This is a genomic window from Escherichia coli, from assembly GCF_036503815.1.
GTDB classification, from domain to species: Bacteria; Pseudomonadota; Gammaproteobacteria; order Enterobacterales; family Enterobacteriaceae; genus Escherichia; species Escherichia coli_F.
In genome coordinates, this window is sequence record NZ_AP027764.1 from 886,667 (window position 1) to 905,631 (window position 18,965).

Sequence of the window (18,965 nt, forward strand, 5' to 3'; positions counted from 1 at the left end):
TGTGTCATTCATGTCAGATGCGGCGTGAACGCCTTATCTGACCTACGTTCGGCACCACCAGGCTTTACTTAACCCCATCCGCGCTCATACGATCGCGAATATGCTGGGCGCGTTCGGCGGATGCCGGATGGTCGTCAAACATTGAGCTTTGGCGGCCTTCTTCCAGTTTCGCCAGTTTTTCAAAGCTGGTGGCAAGACCAGCCGGGCTGATGCCGCGTTGGCGCAGAAGATCGTAAGAATAATCATCGGCTTCTGCTTCCTGGCGCTGGGAGAATTGCGAATTGACTAATTTCTCGCCCAGATCACCAAGCTGTGATTGCGATAAACTGCCGACAATCCCGCCCGCAGAGGCTGCCGCGACTCTCACGGCGTTGGTACCTAATGCAACTTGCATCCCTTTCTTCACATGGCCTAACGCGACGTGCCCCATTTCGTGACCGATCACCGCTTCGACTTCGTTATCCGTCATCATATCCATCAGCCCGCTATAGACGCGGATACAGCCGTTTGCCATCGCAAAAGCATTCACATCCTTCGCCATATACACTTTGTAGTTTACTGGCTGACCGTTGATATTGTTGCCTAGCGCATTGGCAATAGTTGTCAGACGTTTAGCGTATTCGCTATTGGCTGGCGCAATCGTCGCCTTGCTGTCCATCTCCTGACATGCCTGATCGCTCAGGGCTTTCACCTGCGCATCACTCAAACTGTAAGCCTGAAAAGCTTCCGCTCCTGATGAGAGCAGTCCGTTGGAGTCCATATTCTGGCAACCGGTCAGTACCGTTGCCACGCTCATTGCTACCAATAAGGCGCGAATTTTCATGTTTTCTCTTCCGCACAAGGTCAGGATTATTCTAAAAATGCACCGTTTGCAGGTGAATCGATGCTCAGTCTCAGTATAAGGAAAAGCGCAGCGGACGGGCGAGCAGATTGCGCAACATGCGAGCATGATCCAGAGATTTCTGAAGCGGCAAAAGGATGTTCCATGTACATGACGCGCGGCTTGCGGTAAATTGTTGGCAAATTTTCCGGCGTAGCCCAAAACGCGCTGTCGTCAAGTCGTTAAGGGCGTGCCCTTCATCATCCGATCTGGAGTCAAAATGTCCTCACGTAAAGAGCTTGCCAATGCTATTCGTGCGCTGAGCATGGACGCAGTACAGAAAGCCAAATCCGGTCACCCGGGTGCCCCTATGGGTATGGCTGACATTGCCGAAGTCCTGTGGCGTGATTTCCTGAAACACAACCCGCAGAATCCGTCCTGGGCTGACCGTGACCGCTTCGTGCTGTCCAACGGCCACGGCTCCATGCTGATCTACAGCCTGCTGCACCTCACCGGTTACGATCTGCCGATGGAAGAACTGAAAAACTTCCGTCAACTGCATTCCAAAACTCCGGGCCACCCGGAAGTGGGTTACACCGCTGGTGTGGAAACCACTACAGGTCCGCTGGGTCAGGGTATTGCCAATGCAGTCGGTATGGCGATTGCAGAAAAAACGCTGGCGGCGCAGTTTAACCGTCCGGGCCACGACATCGTCGACCACTACACCTACGCCTTCATGGGCGACGGCTGCATGATGGAAGGCATCTCCCATGAAGTTTGCTCTCTGGCGGGTACGCTGAAGCTGGGTAAACTGATTGCGTTCTACGATGACAACGGTATCTCTATCGATGGTCACGTTGAAGGCTGGTTCACCGACGACACCGCAATGCGTTTCGAAGCTTACGGCTGGCACGTTATTCGCGGCATTGACGGTCATGACGCGGCATCCATCAAACGCGCTGTAGAAGAAGCGCGCGCTGTGACTGACAAACCGTCTCTGCTGATGTGCAAAACCATCATTGGTTTCGGTTCTCCGAATAAAGCCGGTACTCACGACTCCCACGGTGCGCCGCTGGGCGACGCTGAAATTGCCCTGACCCGCGAACAGCTGGGCTGGAAATATGCACCGTTCGAAATCCCGTCTGAAATCTATGCTCAGTGGGATGCGAAAGAAGCAGGCCAGGCGAAAGAATCCGCATGGAACGAGAAATTCGCTGCTTACGCCAAAGCTTATCCGCAGGAAGCCGCTGAATTTACCCGCCGTATGAAAGGCGAAATGCCGTCTGACTTCGATGCCAAAGCGAAAGAATTCATCGCTAAACTGCAGGCTAATCCGGCGAAAATCGCCAGCCGTAAAGCGTCTCAGAATGCGATTGAAGCGTTCGGCCCGCTGTTGCCGGAATTCCTCGGCGGCTCTGCTGACCTGGCACCGTCTAACCTGACCCTGTGGTCTGGTTCTAAAGCAATCAACGAAGATGCTGCGGGTAACTACATCCACTACGGTGTTCGCGAGTTCGGTATGACCGCGATTGCTAACGGTATCTCCCTGCACGGTGGCTTCCTGCCGTACACCTCCACCTTCCTGATGTTCGTGGAATACGCACGTAACGCCGTACGTATGGCTGCGCTGATGAAACAGCGTCAGGTGATGGTTTACACCCACGACTCCATCGGTCTGGGCGAAGATGGCCCGACTCACCAGCCGGTAGAGCAGGTCGCTTCTCTGCGCGTGACCCCGAACATGTCTACATGGCGTCCGTGTGACCAGGTTGAATCTGCAGTAGCGTGGAAATACGGCGTTGAGCGTCAGGACGGCCCGACTGCGCTTATCCTCTCCCGTCAGAACCTGGCGCAGCAGGAACGTACTGAAGAGCAGCTGGCAAACATCGCGCGCGGTGGTTATGTGCTGAAAGACTGTGCCGGTCAGCCGGAACTGATCTTCATCGCTACCGGTTCTGAAGTTGAACTGGCGGTTGCTGCCTACGAAAAACTGACTGCTGAAGGCGTGAAAGCGCGCGTGGTTTCCATGCCGTCTACCGACGCATTCGACAAGCAGGATGCGGCTTACCGTGAGTCTGTACTGCCGAAAGCGGTTACTGCACGCGTTGCGGTGGAAGCTGGCATTGCTGACTACTGGTACAAGTATGTCGGCCTGAACGGTGCTATCGTCGGCATGACCACCTTCGGTGAATCTGCTCCGGCAGAGCTGCTGTTTGAAGAGTTCGGCTTCACCGTTGACAACGTTGTTGCGAAAGCAAAAGCGTTGCTGTAATCGGTAAGATGCATTGTGAGAAGGGCCGCGAAAGCGGCCCTTTTTTTACTTAGTAGAGATAAACGGAACTGTACTGCCAGGGATCATGGTATCGGGTAGCTTACCGTCCCAACGCTCAGCAGTGGTGAGGGCAACAAGTCCGGGATTATCCCGCAGAGCTTCACCGCGCAGGCGGATCGCTTCTGCTTCAGCCGCACTTTTTAAACGAATAGTTTCAGCCTCTGCCGCGCCTCTTACGCGAATAGTCTCAGCTTCTGCTTTGGCTGCCGCCAGTTTACTGTCTGCTTCTGCCTGGGCCTGAGTTACCGCTATTTGCGCCTGGATTTTCTCTGTTTCCAGATTTTGCTTACGTGTGGCAATGGCGACTTCTGCTTTCATTCGATCTTCAATCGATTTTTCATAAGCGTCAGAAAAATCAATATTTTCAATCTGGACACCATCAATCACCACCGGGCCAACAACGGCTTTACGCATTGCATTTTGCAGATCCTGAACCAGTTTTGTACGATCCTGTACCGCGCTGATGGCGGTATATTGGCCGAAAACGTTCTCCAGTTGGGTTGGCAGCTGGCGGACGATCAGACGCTCTTTTAAAGATTCAATGGTGTTGTAGGTTGTATAAACCGCGCCAGCTTCTGAAGGCTTAATATGAAAACTAACCGACACGGTCATTTGTGCCGGTTGCTGGTCGCGGCTGTAGGCCTGTAATCCCTGATAAACCACAGCCTGATTACGCGTGGAAATTTTCTCTACGCTTTCCATAAAAGGGATCTTAAAACCCAGACCCGGCTCGGCAACTTTTACGATTTTTCCGTAGCGCAGCAAAATGCCGCGTTCACCTTCATTAACGGTGTAATACGAGAGAAATGGCAGCACAACCACGGTAAGCACGCCAATGGCGATAGCAATAGATTTTTGTGGGCGAAATGAGGTTATTGAAACAGGCGCTTTCATGAGAATCTTCCTTGAGTAAAGTGTGGGAATATGTCACATGAGGTGAGGAGAAAACAGCCAACAGGTGAGAATTCAGAATCTATAAAGGGGGAGAGCGAAAAACATCGGCTAAAAAAGTATGTTTTCGAACATTCAATAGATAAATAGAGATATGCATCACAAATACATAGGCAGATAAAACATTGGTTTTGTGATAAACATAACAAACACAAACTTGACTTTATAAGTATAAATTTCATGTTGTTGTTATTTAACATTTTATTATTTTGGTTCATGTTTTTTTTCTTCTCGCGTGCCCAATTGCTTTCATTAAATCGCACGAGTATTTTATTTTTACCGCCGGACGGTACCCTAAAAATAAAATAAGGATAATTTATGCGGCTTATTGATTATTTTCCAGAATCATCAATCTCAGTTATACATTCAGCAAAAGATTGGCAGGAAGCTATCAATTTCTCGATGGCATCATTGCTGGATAAAAACTATATCAGCGAGAATTACATTCAGGCTATTAAAGATTCCACCATTAACAATGGCCCTTATTATATTCTCGCACCAGGCGTGGCAATGCCTCATGCGCGACCGGAATGTGGGGCGCTTAAAACCGGGATGTCTTTGACGTTACTTAAACAAGGCGTTTATTTTCCGGGGAATGACGAACCGATTAAATTACTTATCGGTCTTTCTGCTGCCGATGCCGATTCGCACATTGGTGCTATTCAGGCGTTAAGTGAATTGTTGTGCGAAGAAGAAATACTTGAACAACTCTTAACTGCAACATCAGAAAAACAATTAGCGGACATTATCAGCCGCGAATAATGACTCTCTCCTCTACAGGATAATATTATGGAAAACAAGTCTGCTCGTGCAAAGGTCCAGGCTTTTGGGGGCTTTTTGACTGCAATGGTCATTCCCAATATTGGTGCTTTTATTGCCTGGGGTTTTATAACGGCGTTATTTATTCCCACCGGTTGATTGCCTAACGAACATTTCGCCAAAATTGTCGGCCCCATGATCACCTATTTATTACCGGTGATGATTGGTTCTACCGGTGGCCATTTAGTCGGCGGTAAACGCGGCGCAGTCATGGGCGGAATAGGGACAATTGGTGTAATCGTCGGCGCAGAGATTCCGATGTTCCTTGGCTCAATGATCATGGGACCGTTAGGTGGGCTGGTCATAAAATATGTCGATAAGGCACTGGAAAAACGCATACCTGCTGGTTTTGAGATGGTTATCAATAACTTCTCATTAGGTATCACCGGGATGCTCCTTTGTCTGCTGGGTTTTGAAGTTATCGGCCCGGCGGTGTTAATTGCCAATACTTTCGTCAAAGAGTGTATTGAGGCGCTGGTACATGCGGGCTATCTGCCTTTGCTGTCAGTCATCAATGAACCGGCGAAAGTGCTTTTCCTCAATAACGCGATAGATCAGGGCGTCTATTACCCGTTGGGGATGCAACAGGCTTCAGTTAACGGTAAATCCATCTTCTTTATGGTGGCGTCCAACCCTGGGCCTGGCTTAGGACTGCTGCTGGCGTTTACTTTGTTTGGTAAAGGGATGAGTAAACGTTCTGCGCCCGGGGCGATGATTATTCACTTCCTCGGTGGGATCCACGAACTGTATTTCCCGTATGTGCTGATGAAGCCGCTGACCATTATTGCCATGATTGCCGGCGGTATGTCTGGCACCTGGATGTTTAACTTACTGGACGGTGGTCTGGTGGCTGGTCCAAGTCCGGGGTCTATCTTTGCTTACCTTGCACTGACGCCGAAAGGTTCGTTCCTGGCGACAATTGCCGGTGTTACGGTAGGTACCCTGGTGTCCTTTGCTATCACTTCCGTAATACTGAAGATGGAAAAAACGGTGGAAACGGAGAGCGAAGATGAGTTTGCGCAGTCCGCCAATGCGGTTAAGGCGATGAAACAAGAAGGTGCATTCTCGTTAAGCCGGGTTAAGCGTATCGCCTTTGTTTGCGATGCGGGAATGGGCTCCAGCGCGATGGGCGCAACCACCTTCCGTAAGCGCCTGGAAAAAGTGGGGCTGGCAATAGAAGTAAAACATTACGCGATAGAAAACGTGCCTGCGGATGTGGATATCGTCGTTACTCACGCTAGTCTGGAAGGGCGCGTGAAACGCGTGACGGATAAACCGCTGATATTGATTAATAACTATATTGGCGATCCCAAACACGACACTTTATTTAATCAATTAACCGCTGAACATAAAAACTGATTGCCGAGGTAAAAATGAAAACCAAAGTTGCTGCTATTTATGGCAAGCGGGATGTCCGTCTGCGCGAATTTGAACTGCCCGAAATTACCGATAATGAACTGCTGGTGAGTGTAATTTCTGACAGTGTGTGTTTATCGACCTGGAAAGCGGCGTTACTCGGTAGCGAACATAAACGGGTGCCCGACGATTTAGAAAATCATCCGGTCATTACCGGGCATGAATGTGCCGGGATTATTGTTGAAGTGGGGAAAAATCTTACCGACAAATATAAAAAAGGCCAACGTTTTGTATTGCAACCGGCGATGGGGCTACCAAGCGGGTATTCTGCGGGATACAGCTACGAATATTTTGGCGGTAATGCTACCTATATGATTATTCCGGAGATCGCCATTAACCTGGGCTGCGTATTACCGTATCACGGATCTTATTTTGCTGCGGCGTCTCTGGCAGAGCCGATGTGCTGCATTATTGGCGCTTATCATGCCAATTATCACACCACGCCATATGTTTATGAGCATCGCATGGGCGTGAAACCTGGTGGCAATATTGCGCTGCTGGCGTGTGCGGGCCCGATGGGGATAGGCGCTATCGATTACGCTATTCACGGCGGCATACAACCGTCGCGGGTAGTGGTGGTCGATATCGACGACAAACGCCTGGCACAGGTGCAGAAGCTGCTGCCGGTGGAGCTGGCGGCCAGCAAAGGCATTGAGCTGATATATGTGAATACCAAAGGAATGGCCGATCCGGTACAGAAGCTGCGGGCGCTGACAGGAGATGCTGGGTTCGATGACATTTTTGTTTATGCGGCGGTGCCTGCTGTCGTTGAGATGGCTGACGAATTACTGGCGGAAGATGGCTGCCTGAACTTCTTTGCCGGGCCGACGGATAAAAACTTCAAAGTGCCGTTTAATTTCTACAACGTCCATTACAACAGCACGCACGTCGTCGGTACATCCGGTGGTTCAACGGACGATATGAAAGAGGCGATTGCCCTTAGCGCCACGGGACAGTTGCAACCGTCGTTTATGGTGACGCATATCGGTGGCCTGGATGCAGTGCCAGAAACCGTTCTCAATTTACCGGATATCCCCGGTGGTAAAAAACTCATTTACAACGGCGTTACCATGCCGCTCACCGCCATTGCCGATTTTGCCGAAAAAGGTAAAACAGATCCGCTGTTTAAAGAGCTTGCGCGGCTGGTTGAGGAAACGCACGGCATCTGGAATGAACAGGCCGAGAAATATCTGCTGGCGCAATTTGGCGTTGATATCGGGGAGGCCGCGCAATGATGTCCCTGGCGTGGCCATTATTTCGCGTTACGGAGCAGGCAGCGTTGGCTGCCTGGCCGCAAACCGGATGTGGCAACAAAAATAAAATTGATGGCCTGGCGGTCACCGCGATGCGCCAGGCATTAAACGATGTCGCTTTTCGTGGGCGAGTGGTTATCGGCGAGGGAGAAATTGACCATGCGCCGATGCTGTGGATTGGCGAAGAGGTGGGCAAAGGCGATGGGCCAGAAGTCGATATCGCGGTTGATCCGATTGAAGGCACGCGGATGGTGGCGATGGGGCAGAGCAATGCGCTGGCGGTCATGGCTTTCGCCCCTCGAGATAGCCTGTTACACGCGCCCGATATGTATATGAAAAAACTGGTTGTTAATCGGCTGGCGGCGGGCGCGATTGATCTGTCTTTGCCTCTGGCGGACAACTTGCGCAACGTGGCGAAAGCGTTAGGCAAACCGCTGGACAAGTTGCGTATGGTTACGCTGGATAAACCGCGCCTGAGTGCCGCAATTGAGGAAGCAACACAGCTGGGCGTGAAGGTTTTTGCCCTGCCGGATGGCGATGTCGCCGCCAGCGTGCTGACCTGCTGGCAAGATAATCCTTACGACGTGATGTACACCATCGGCGGTGCGCCAGAAGGCGTGATTTCTGCCTGCGCCGTTAAAGCATTAGGCGGGGATATGCAGGCCGAGCTGATTGATTTTTGTCAGGCCAAAGGGGATTACACGGAAAATCGGCAGATTGCAGAACAGGAACGCCAGCGTTGCAAGGCAATGGGCGTTGACGTTAACCGTGTGTACTCGCTCGATGAGCTGGTGAAGGGGAACGATATCCTTTTTAGCGCTACGGGCGTGACGGGCGGCGAGTTGGTGAATGGTATCCAACAGACGGCGAATGGAGTGCGGACGCAGACATTACTGATCGGCGGCGCGGACCAAACGTGTAATATAATAAACTCCCTGCATTGATGGTGATCTATCGGAAGACCAATGGCGACGCTGACAGAAGATGATGTGCTTGAGCAACTGGACGCACAGGACAATTTATTGTCATTTATGAAAACTGCACATGCCATTTTGCTCCAGGGGATACGCCAGTTTCTGCCGTCGCTGTTTGTCGATAACGATGAAGAGATCGTGGAATATGCAGTGAAGCCGTTACTCGCTCAAAGCGGCCCGCTTGACGATATTGATGTTGCGCTACGTTTGATTTTTGCGCTGGGGAAAATGGACAAATGGCTGTATGCCGATATCACGCACTTTTCCCAGTTCTGGCATTACCTGAATGAACAGGATGAAACGCCCGGATTTGCCGATGACATTACCTGGGATTTTATCAGCAACGTCAATAGCATAACCCGCAATGCGACGCTCTATGACGCGTTAAAAGCGATGAAGTTCGCTGATTTCGCCGTCTGGTCAGAGGTGCGTTTTAGTGGGATGGTCAAAACGGCGCTGACGCTGGCAGTAACGACCACCTTAAAGGAATTAACGCCGTGAAAATCGAACTGACGGTGAATGGATTGAAGGTACAGGCGCAGTACCCGAACGAAGAGATTGAAAATGTGCATAAACCGTTGCTGCGTATGCTGGCAGCCTTACAGACGGTAAATCCGCAGCGGCGTACCGTGGTTTTTCTTTGCGCTCCGCCGGGGACGGGTAAATCTACCCTAACCACTTTCTGGGAATATCTCGCGCAACAAGACCCGGAACTACCCGCTATTCAGACGCTGCCGATGGATGGTTTTCACCATTACAATAGCTGGCTGGATGCGCATCAATTGCGCCCCTTTAAAGGCGCACCAGAGACATTCGATGTGGCAAAACTGGCGGAAAATCTGCGCCAGGTAATGGAAGGGGATTGTACGTGGCCGCAGTACGATCGACAAAAGCATGATCCTGTTGAAGATGCGTTGCACGTTACCGCACCACTCGTCATCGTCGAAGGAAACTGGTTGTTGCTGGATGACGAGAAGTGGCGGGCGTTGGCATCTTTCTGCGATTTTTCTGTTTTTATTCATGCCCCCGTTCAAATTCTGCGGGAACGCTTGATTAGTCGTAAAATTGCGGGGGGATTATCGCGGGATGAAGCTGAAGCTTTTTATGCCCGAACCGATGGTCCCAATGTCGAGCGTGTGCTGCTGAATAGTTGTCAGGCCAATCTGATATTAGAGATGACGGAAGAAGGCAGGTATAACTTCATAAGCTGACAATTTATTCCAGTTATTGTGCGGTTATTATTACGCCAGTCTGGAATAAAGCCTCCTACAAGAAGGGAAGAAAATGTGACGTAAGTCAGATAATTGTCTTCTTTGACTGGACAATCATTCCTTTTATTCCACGTTTCGCTTATTCTAGCTGAAGCGTTTCAGTCGATTAAATGTTCGACAATTAACCAATCAGTCGCAGTTTGCGACAGGTAAGGTTTCCCCGGACGATTTGCTGGATTACTCTGTCTGGCAAATTTGCTCAGGGAAAACCTTGCAGGAGATCTATGACCGTACGCGTAGCGATAAATGGCTTCGGTCGCATCGGGCGTAATGTGGTTCGTGCTTTGTATGAATCCGGACGCCGGGCGGAAATTACCGTGGTGGCAATCAACGAACTGGCGGATGCTGCGGGCATGGCGCATTTGTTGAAATATGACACCAGTCATGGCCGTTTTGCATGGGAAGTACGACAGGAACGCGATCAACTTTTTGTTGGTGATGACGCCATCCGCGTATTGCATGAACGTTCGCTGCAATCGCTTCCCTGGCGTGAACTAGGCGTTGATGTGGTTCTCGACTGCACCGGCGTATATGGCTCCCGCGAGCATGGCGAAGCACATATTGCCGCCGGGGCCAAAAAAGTGCTCTTTTCACATCCTGGTAGTAACGATCTCGACGCGACCGTGGTTTACGGCGTCAATCAGGATCAACTTCGTGCGGAACACCTCATCGTTTCTAACGCTTCCTGTACCACGAATTGCATAATTCCCGTCATCAAATTGTTAGATGATGCGTACGGTATTGAGTCCGGCACTGTGACCACAATTCACTCCGCCATGCACGATCAACAGGTTATTGATGCATATCATCCTGACCTGCGTCGCACCCGGGCAGCCAGCCAGTCGATCATTCCAGTCGATACTAAACTGGCCGCCGGTATCACACGATTTTTTCCGCAATTTAACGATCGCTTTGAAGCAATTGCGGTGCGTGTACCAACCATAAATGTGACGGCAATCGATTTAAGCGTGACGGTGAAGAAACCTGTAAAAGCCAATGAAGTCAACCTGTTGCTGCAAAAAGCAGCACAAGGTGCATTTCATGGTATAGTTGACTATACGGAATTGCCGTTGGTCTCTGTAGATTTTAACCACGATCCGCACAGTGCCATTGTCGATGGCACCCAAACCCGGGTCAGTGGCGCACACCTGATCAAAACGTTGGTCTGGTGCGATAACGAATGGGGCTTTGCTAACCGAATGCTCGACACGACGTTAGCTATGGCTACTGTTGCTTTCAGGTAAGACGCAAGCAGCGTCTGCAAAACTTTTAGAATCAACGAGAGGATTCACCATGTCTGTAATTAAGATGACCGATCTGGATCTTGCTGGGAAACGTGTATTTATCCGTGCGGATCTGAACGTACCAGTAAAAGACGGGAAAGTAACCAGCGACGCGCGTATCCGTGCTTCTCTGCCGACCATCGAACTGGCCCTGAAACAAGGCGCGAAAGTGATGGTAACTTCCCACCTGGGTCGTCCTACCGAAGGCGAGTACAACGAAGAATTCTCTCTGCTGCCGGTTGTTAACTACCTGAAAGACAAACTGTCTAACCCGGTTCGTCTGGTTAAAGATTACCTCGACGGCGTTGACGTTGCTGAAGGTGAACTGGTTGTTCTGGAAAACGTTCGCTTCAACAAAGGCGAGAAGAAAGACGACGAAACCCTGTCCAAAAAATATGCTGCACTGTGTGACGTGTTCGTAATGGACGCATTCGGTACTGCTCACCGCGCGCAGGCTTCTACTCACGGTATCGGTAAATTCGCTGATGTTGCGTGCGCAGGCCCGCTGCTGGCAGCTGAACTGGACGCGCTGGGTAAAGCACTGAAAGAACCTGCTCGCCCGATGGTGGCTATCGTTGGTGGTTCTAAAGTATCTACCAAACTGACCGTTCTGGATTCCCTGTCCAAAATCGCTGACCAGCTGATCGTGGGGGGTGGTATCGCTAACACCTTTATCGCGGCACAAGGCCACGATGTGGGTAAATCCCTGTACGAAGCTGACCTGGTTGACGAAGCAAAACGTCTGCTGACCACCTGCAACATTCCGGTTCCGTCTGACGTTCGCGTAGCAACTGAGTTCTCTGAAACAGCACCGGCTACCCTGAAATCTGTTAACGATGTGAAAGCTGACGAGCAGATCCTGGATATCGGCGATGCTTCTGCGCAGGAACTGGCTGAAATCCTGAAGAATGCGAAAACCATTCTGTGGAACGGCCCGGTTGGCGTGTTCGAATTCCCGAACTTCCGCAAAGGTACTGAAATCGTGGCTAACGCTATCGCAGACAGCGAAGCGTTCTCCATCGCTGGCGGCGGCGACACTCTGGCAGCAATCGACCTGTTCGGCATTGCTGACAAAATCTCCTACATCTCCACTGGCGGCGGCGCATTCCTCGAATTCGTGGAAGGTAAAGTACTGCCTGCAGTAGCGATGCTCGAAGAGCGCGCTAAGAAGTAAAAAATCACAGGGCAGGGAAACCTGCCCTTGTTGCAGCGCGCTTTTAGAGCACGCATTTTTTCATACTCTAAATAATTCGAGTTGCAGGAAGGCGACAAGAGAGTGAATCCCCAGTAGCTTACATAAGTAAGTGACTGGGGTGAGCGAACGCAGACGCAGCACATGCAACTTGAAGTATGACGAGTATAAGGCCCGACGATACAGGACAAGAGACATGTCTAAGATTTTTGATTTCGTAAAACCTGGCGTAATCACTGGTGATGACGTACAGAAAGTTTTCCAGGTAGCAAAAGAAAACAACTTCGCACTGCCAGCAGTAAACTGCGTCGGTACTGACTCCATCAACGCCGTACTGGAAACCGCTGCTAAAGTTAAAGCGCCGGTTATCGTTCAGTTCTCCAACGGTGGTGCTTCCTTTATCGCTGGTAAAGGCGTGAAATCTGACGTTCCGCAGGGCGCTGCTATCCTGGGTGCGATCTCTGGTGCGCATCACGTTCATCAGATGGCTGAACATTATGGTGTTCCGGTTATCCTGCACACTGACCACTGCGCGAAGAAACTGCTGCCGTGGATCGACGGTCTGCTGGACGCAGGTGAAAAACACTTCGCTGCTACCGGTAAGCCGCTGTTCTCTTCTCACATGATCGACCTGTCTGAAGAATCTCTGCAAGAGAACATTGAAATCTGCTCTAAATACCTGGAGCGCATGTCCAAAATCGGCATGACTCTGGAAATCGAACTGGGTTGCACCGGTGGTGAAGAAGACGGCGTGGACAACAGCCACATGGACGCTTCTGCACTGTACACCCAGCCGGAAGACGTTGATTACGCATACACCGAGCTGAGCAAAATCAGCCCGCGCTTCACCATCGCAGCTTCCTTCGGTAACGTACACGGCGTATACAAGCCGGGTAACGTTGTTCTGACTCCGACCATCCTGCGTGACTCTCAGGAATATGTTTCCAAGAAACACAACCTGCCGCACAACAGCCTGAACTTCGTATTCCACGGCGGTTCCGGTTCTACTGCTCAGGAAATCAAAGACTCCGTAAGCTACGGCGTAGTGAAAATGAACATCGATACCGATACCCAATGGGCAACCTGGGAAGGTGTTCTGAACTACTACAAAGCGAACGAAGCTTATCTGCAGGGTCAGTTGGGCAACCCGAAAGGCGAAGATCAGCCGAACAAGAAATACTACGATCCGCGCGTATGGCTGCGTGCCGGTCAGACTTCGATGATCGCTCGTCTGGAAAAAGCATTCCAGGAACTGAACGCGATCGACGTTCTGTAAGATATTCCTTTCTGCTTATCTCAAGGCCCGCTCTGCGGGTCTTTTTTTCGCCAAAAGAAAAAATGCCTGATGCGCTACGCTTATCAGGCCTACACGTATCCTGCAATATATTGAATTTGCAGGTTTTTGTAGGCTGGATAAGGCGTTAAAGCCGCATCCGGTATGACAAAGCGCACATTGATATCTGTCTGAGGCCCGCTCTGCGGATCTTTTTTCACCAAAAGCAAGGTGATGCAGATGAGAAATCTGTGATCTATTTGGCAAAATTATGCTTTATTGTTTACCCTTGTCAGACTGCCCGTCATAAGGCGGCGGAGTGTATTTCTCCATTTTGAGTCAGTTGAAAAGGAATATTGAATGGAAGATTTGAATGTTGTCGATAGCATAAACGGCGCGGGGAGCTGGCTGGTGGCTAACCAGGCGCTGCTGCTAAGTTATGCAGTAAACATCGTGGCGGCACTCGCGATCATCATCGTTGGTTTGATTATCGCGCGGATGATTTCCAACGCGGTGAATCGCCTGATGATCTCCCGTAAAATCGATGCCACCGTTGCTGATTTTCTTTCTGCATTAGTCCGTTACGGAATTATCGCCTTTACGCTAATCGCTGCACTGGGCCGCGTGGGCGTACAAACAGCGTCAGTCATTGCTGTACTCGGTGCCGCCGGCTTAGCTGTTGGTCTGGCTTTGCAGGGGTCACTGTCTAACCTGGCCGCTGGCGTGTTACTGGTCATGTTCCGCCCGTTCCGTGCCGGAGAATATGTTGACCTCGGCGGCGTAGCCGGTACTGTGCTGAGCGTGCAGATTTTCTCCACCACCATGCGTACTGCAGACGGTAAAATTATCGTTATTCCGAACGGTAAAATTATTGCCGGGAATATTATTAACTTCTCCCGCGAGCCAGTTCGCCGTAACGAATTTATTATTGGCGTGGCGTATGATTCCGATATCGATCAGGTTAAGCAGATCCTGACCGATATTATCCAGTCTGAAGACCGCATTTTGAAAGATCGCGAAATGACTGTGCGTCTGAACGAACTTGGCGCATCGTCGATTAATTTCGTGGTCCGCGTCTGGAGCAAAAGCGGCGATCTACAAAACGTGTACTGGGATGTGCTGGAGCGTATTAAACGTGAATTTGATGCCGCCGGTATCAGCTTCCCATACCCGCAAATGGATGTGAACTTTAAGCGGGTGAAAGAAGACAAAGCTGCATAATCAACGCTGAGGCCAGATAATACTCTCTGGCCTCTCTCTTATTAGTTTTTCTGATTGCCAATTAATATTATCAATTTCCGCTAATAACAATCCCGCGATATAGTCTCTGCATCAGATACTTAATTCGGAATATCCAACGTGTTTTCTTATTACTTTCAAGGTCTTGCACTTGGGGCGGCTATGATCCTACCGCTCGGTCCACAAAATGCTTTTGTGATGAATCAGGGCATTCGTCGTCAGTACCACATAATGATTGCCTTACTTTGTGCTATCAGCGATTTGGTCCTGATTTGCGCCGGGATTTTTGGTGGCAGTGCGTTATTGATGCAGTCGCCGTGGTTGCTTGCGCTGGTCACCTGGGGCGGCGTAGCCTTCTTGCTGTGGTATGGTTTTGGCGCTTTTAAAACAGCAATGAGCAGTAATATTGAGTTAGCCAGTGCCGAAGTCATGAAGCAAGGCAGATGGAAAATTATCGCCACCATGTTGGCAGTGACCTGGCTGAATCCGCATGTTTACCTGGATACTTTTGTTGTACTGGGCAGCCTTGGTGGGCAGCTTGACGTCGAACCAAAACGTTGGTTTGCGCTCGGGACAATTAGCGCCTCTTTCCTGTGGTTCTTTGGTCTGGCTCTTCTCGCAGCCTGGCTGGCACCGCGCCTGCGCACGGCAAAATCACAGCGCATTATCAATCTGGTAGTGGGATGTGTTATGTGGTTTATTGCCTTGCAGCTGGCGAGAGACGGTATTGCGCATGCACAAGCCTTGTTCAGTTAGGCGCTATCTGATGGAAAAATAAAACAGAGGCGCTAAGCTTGCCTCCAGAGGTCCTGAATTTTGGGCAAGTCAATTAACACGGAGAGACTAACGTGAAGTTCAAAGTTATCGCCCTGGCGGCATTAATGGGTATTAGCGGGATGGCAGCGCAGGCTAACGAATTGCCGGATGGACCGCATATTGTCACCTCCGGTACGGCAAGCGTGGATGCGGTGCCAGACATTGCCACTCTTGCGATTGAAGTCAACGTGGCCGCGAAGGATGCCGCTACTGCCAAGAAACAGGCGGATGAGCGCGTCGCACAATACATTTCCTTCCTTGAACTCAATCAGATCGCGAAAAAAGATATCAGCTCAGCGAACTTACGCACCCAGCCAGATTATGATTATCAGGATGGTAAAAGTATCCTGAAAGGCTACCGTGCTGTGAGAACGGTGGAAGTCACGCTCCGTCAGTTAGACAAACTGAATTCCTTGCTGGATGGTGCGCTGAAGGCGGGTCTTAACGAAATTCGTTCTGTATCGCTGGGCGTGGCGCAGCCGGATGCCTATAAAGACAAAGCGCGTAAGGCAGCGATTGATAACGCGATTCATCAGGCGCAGGAACTGGCGAACGGCTTTCATCGTAAACTAGGGCCGGTATATAGCGTGCGCTACCATGTTTCCAACTATCAGCCCAGCCCAATGGTGCGGATGATGAAAGCCGATGCCGCGCCGGTCTCAGCCCAGGAAACTTACGAGCAGGCTGCTATTCAGTTTGATGATCAGGTCGATGTGGTCTTCCAGTTAGAACCTGTGGATCAACAACCCGCTAAAACACCTGCCGCACAATAATACTTGTAGCCCGACGTATTGGTCGGGCTAATGCCTTTACCCGATATTGCCTCCTTTTTCTGTAATTTTCTGTAAAACCATGACGTAATCACCTATCTTTGCTCGCGGTTTCATCAAGGATAGGCTGACTGAAACGGTTAAGCGGACAAGGATGCGGGGGAGCGGGGATGGACATTTTTATTTCGAAAAAGATGCGCAATTTCATTTTATTAGCGCAAACCAATAATATTGCCCGGGCGGCAGAAAAAATCCATATGACGGCTTCGCCATTTGGCAAAAGCATTGCCGCGCTGGAAGAACAAATTGGCTATACGCTATTTACCCGCAAAGATAATAATATCAGCCTCAATAAAGCCGGGCAGGAACTGTATCAAAAACTGTTCCCGGTTTATCAACGGCTTTCTGCGATTGATAATGAAATCCATAACTCAGGACGTCGTTCACGAGAAATTGTGATAGGCATAAATAATACTTATCCGACCATTATTTTTGATCAGTTGATTAGTCTCGGAGATAAGTACGAAGGCGTGACCGCCCAGCCAGTTGAGTTCAGCGAAAACGGCGTTATCGATAATCTTTTTGACCGTCAGTTAGATTTTATAATCTCCCCACAGCATGTATCTGCACGAGTTCAGGAACTGGAAAACCTGACTATCAGTGAACTACCACCGCTGCGATTGGGCTTTCTCGTTTCTCGCCGTTATGAAGAGCGACAAGAGCAAGAGTTGCTTCAGGAGCTACCCTGGCTACAAATGCGCTTTCAGAACCGGGCCAACTTCGAAGCAATGATTGATGCGAATATGCGTCCTTGTGGGATCAATCCCACAATTATTTATCGACCTTACAGTTTTATGGCCAAAATCAGCGCCGTGGAGCGCGGACATTTTCTGACGGTGATCCCGCATTTTGCCTGGCGACTGGTGAATCCGGCAACGCTGAAATATTTTGATGCGCCGCACAGGCCGATGTATATGCAGGAATATCTTTATTCAATCAGAAATCATCGTTATACCGCCACGATGCTTCAGCATATTGCTGAAGATCGTGACGGGACGAGTCATTAACCCAGCATTGAGCCGGTTGCAATTAAATTACGGTGTAAATCGAATACGTGGCTAAGATCGTGGTGAATATGTCCGCCGGGCGCATTTTCCAGATAGCGATGCAGATAATCCCGATACATAGGATGTGCACAATTATCAATGATGGTGCGGGCGCGTTGAAGCGGGGAAAGACCACGCAGATCGGCGATCCCTTGTTCGGTGATGATCACTTTGACGCTGTGTTCGCTGTGATCAACATGGCTGCACATTGGCACGACGGTTGAGATCTTGCCTTCTTTAGCAATCGACGGGGCCATAAAGATCGACAGATACGCGTTGCGTTCAAAATCACCGCTGCCACCGATGCCGTTCATCAGATCGACCCCGGCTACGTGCGTTGAGTTGGCATGCCCGTAAATATCAAACTCCAGGCCGACGTTCAGAGCGATGACGCCCAGACGACGGATGATTTCCGGGTTATTGGAAATCTCCTGCGGACGCAACACAATGCGGCTGGCAAAGTAATCCATATTGTCGTAAATCTTGCGCAGGGAATCGGCCGAGATAGTCAGGCTGGAGGCGCTGGCCCCGCTGATTTTGCCCGTTTCCAGTAAATGCACCACCGATTCCTGTAGCACTTCCGAATACATCATGAACGGAGGAATTTCCGGGTTTTCCCCTAGTCGCGCCATGACTGCATTATTGATATTGCCCACGCCACTTTGCAGCGGCAGAAATTCCGGCGGAATACGCCCATGCGCCATTTCCTGCAACAAGAACGTGACCACGTTATCGGCAATCTGCTGGCACATGGGATTTTGCTTATCCAGCATATTACCGGCGTCGGGCAAGTTGGTTTCCACGACGGCGACAATCTTTTTCGGATCGATTTGCACATAGCGGGTACCGACGCGATCCATTGCATGGAAGATCGACACGCTATTGCGCCGCGGTGGCGCGCCAGGAATCACAATATCCGCCAGTTCTGCAACGCGCGGATCGTGATAGTGATTGAGTTCAATGATCACTTTCTTCGCCCGCAGCAGCCAGGTCGGCGCATTACCGATCCCGCTGGTTAACCAGACTCGACCATCCGGTGCCAGTGCCGATGCTTCAATGACGGCAACATCAATTTCGCCGAAGAAACCGTAATTGACCATTTGCGCCACTTCGCTCAAATGCAGGTCAACGAAACTCACCGCGCCCTGATTGATCTTTTTACGTAAACCGGACGATGTTTGATATGGCGCACGCCAGGAAACAGCATCGGCGTCAGAAAGTATATCGTCAGCGGCGGCGCTGATTGACGCCCCCGTCAGCAGGCGGATTTGATACGGCTTTTTGGCCTCATGCTGTTCGTTAGCTCTGCGGGCAATGGCGGTGGGAAGGGCTTTCGGCGAACCCGCCGGGGTAAAGCCGCTAAATGCCACCATGTCGTTATGCTGGATAATTTCTGCCGCTTCATCGGCGGTCATCCTTGTCCACTGAGTTTCCATTTTTACTCCTTCGT

At 50.4% G+C, this 18,965-nt stretch carries 16 protein-coding genes and 1 pseudogene; 14 read left to right on the forward strand and 3 right to left on the reverse strand.

Features of this window, described 5'->3' with window-relative positions:
• Nucleotides 1-64: 64 nt before the first annotated feature.
• The gene (loiP, locus tag AABJ99_RS04290) at nucleotides 65-823 is read right to left on the reverse strand and encodes a metalloprotease LoiP (RefSeq protein ID WP_001299420.1); all 759 of its coding nucleotides are present in this window, start codon (nucleotides 821-823) and stop codon (nucleotides 65-67) included.
• A 277-nt stretch (nucleotides 824-1,100) separates the two neighbouring features.
• On the opposite strand from loiP, the gene tkt reads away from it, so the two are divergent.
• The gene (gene tkt, locus AABJ99_RS04295; protein WP_000098631.1) at nucleotides 1,101-3,092 is read left to right on the forward strand and encodes a transketolase; all 1,992 of its coding nucleotides are present in this window, start codon (nucleotides 1,101-1,103) and stop codon (nucleotides 3,090-3,092) included.
• A 45-nt stretch (nucleotides 3,093-3,137) separates the two neighbouring features.
• On the opposite strand, the gene AABJ99_RS04300 is transcribed toward tkt, so the two are convergent.
• Nucleotides 3,138-4,046, reverse strand: a complete 909-nt coding sequence (locus AABJ99_RS04300; protein ID WP_039021547.1) for a prohibitin family protein — start codon at nucleotides 4,044-4,046, stop codon at nucleotides 3,138-3,140.
• Between the two features lie 375 nt (nucleotides 4,047-4,421).
• On the opposite strand from AABJ99_RS04300, the gene cmtB reads away from it, so the two are divergent.
• The 13 genes and pseudogenes from cmtB (at nucleotide 4,422) to srsR (ending at nucleotide 17,476) form a co-directional block, all read left to right on the forward strand.
• Nucleotides 4,422-4,865, forward strand: coding sequence for a PTS mannitol transporter subunit IIA (gene cmtB / locus AABJ99_RS04305; protein WP_039021546.1), 444 nt, complete (start codon nucleotides 4,422-4,424; stop codon nucleotides 4,863-4,865).
• A 27-nt stretch (nucleotides 4,866-4,892) separates the two neighbouring features.
• Nucleotides 4,893-6,281 (forward strand): annotated as a pseudogene (gene cmtA / locus AABJ99_RS04310) (PTS mannitol transporter subunit IICB).
• A gap of 14 nt (nucleotides 6,282-6,295) precedes the next feature.
• Nucleotides 6,296-7,573, forward strand: a complete 1,278-nt coding sequence (gene yggP / locus AABJ99_RS04315; protein WP_039021544.1) for a zinc-binding dehydrogenase — start codon at nucleotides 6,296-6,298, stop codon at nucleotides 7,571-7,573.
• Entirely contained in the window at nucleotides 7,570-8,535 is a 966-nt protein-coding gene (gene glpX / locus AABJ99_RS04320; RefSeq protein WP_039021543.1) for a class II fructose-bisphosphatase, read from the forward strand. Before yggP ends, glpX begins: the two co-directional genes overlap by 4 nt.
• Nucleotides 8,536-8,556: 21 nt before the next feature.
• A complete protein-coding gene (fumE, locus tag AABJ99_RS04325) occupies nucleotides 8,557-9,066 on the forward strand; it encodes a fumarase E (protein ID WP_000224154.1) in 510 nt (169 codons plus the stop codon).
• The gene (yggC, locus tag AABJ99_RS04330; RefSeq protein WP_039021542.1) at nucleotides 9,063-9,776 is read left to right on the forward strand and encodes a nucleoside/nucleotide kinase family protein; all 714 of its coding nucleotides are present in this window, start codon (nucleotides 9,063-9,065) and stop codon (nucleotides 9,774-9,776) included. Before fumE ends, yggC begins: the two co-directional genes overlap by 4 nt.
• 284 nt (nucleotides 9,777-10,060) lie before the next feature.
• Complete coding sequence (gene epd, locus AABJ99_RS04335) at nucleotides 10,061-11,080, forward strand: erythrose-4-phosphate dehydrogenase (RefSeq protein WP_338387501.1); 1,020 nt, start codon at nucleotides 10,061-10,063, stop codon at nucleotides 11,078-11,080.
• Between the two features lie 49 nt (nucleotides 11,081-11,129).
• Nucleotides 11,130-12,293 (forward strand): phosphoglycerate kinase, encoded by a 1,164-nt coding sequence (gene pgk / locus AABJ99_RS04340; RefSeq protein ID WP_000111269.1) that lies wholly within the window; start codon nucleotides 11,130-11,132, stop codon nucleotides 12,291-12,293.
• Nucleotides 12,294-12,507: 214 nt separating this feature from the next.
• Nucleotides 12,508-13,587, forward strand: a complete 1,080-nt coding sequence (gene fbaA / locus AABJ99_RS04345) for a class II fructose-bisphosphate aldolase (RefSeq protein WP_000034372.1) — start codon at nucleotides 12,508-12,510, stop codon at nucleotides 13,585-13,587.
• A gap of 357 nt (nucleotides 13,588-13,944) precedes the next feature.
• On the forward strand, nucleotides 13,945-14,805 hold the full coding sequence (mscS, locus tag AABJ99_RS04350) for a small-conductance mechanosensitive channel MscS (protein WP_000389814.1): 861 nt from the start codon (nucleotides 13,945-13,947) through the stop codon (nucleotides 14,803-14,805).
• Nucleotides 14,806-14,943: 138 nt separating this feature from the next.
• Nucleotides 14,944-15,579, forward strand: a complete 636-nt coding sequence (argO, locus tag AABJ99_RS04355) for an arginine exporter ArgO (RefSeq protein WP_000493353.1) — start codon at nucleotides 14,944-14,946, stop codon at nucleotides 15,577-15,579.
• A 92-nt stretch (nucleotides 15,580-15,671) separates the two neighbouring features.
• Nucleotides 15,672-16,412 carry an oxidative stress defense protein gene (yggE, locus tag AABJ99_RS04360; protein WP_000669834.1) on the forward strand — a complete coding sequence of 247 codons (741 nt, stop codon included), beginning with the start codon at nucleotides 15,672-15,674 and terminating at the stop codon, nucleotides 16,410-16,412.
• 167 nt (nucleotides 16,413-16,579) lie between these two features.
• Nucleotides 16,580-17,476, forward strand: a complete 897-nt coding sequence (srsR, locus tag AABJ99_RS04365) for a LysR family transcriptional regulator SrsR (protein ID WP_338387502.1) — start codon at nucleotides 16,580-16,582, stop codon at nucleotides 17,474-17,476.
• On the opposite strand, the gene scpC is transcribed toward srsR, so the two are convergent.
• Nucleotides 17,473-18,951, reverse strand: coding sequence for a propionyl-CoA:succinate CoA transferase (gene scpC, locus AABJ99_RS04370; protein WP_039021541.1), 1,479 nt, complete (start codon nucleotides 18,949-18,951; stop codon nucleotides 17,473-17,475). The genes srsR and scpC overlap by 4 nt on opposite strands.
• Nucleotides 18,952-18,965: the final 14 nt, after the last annotated feature.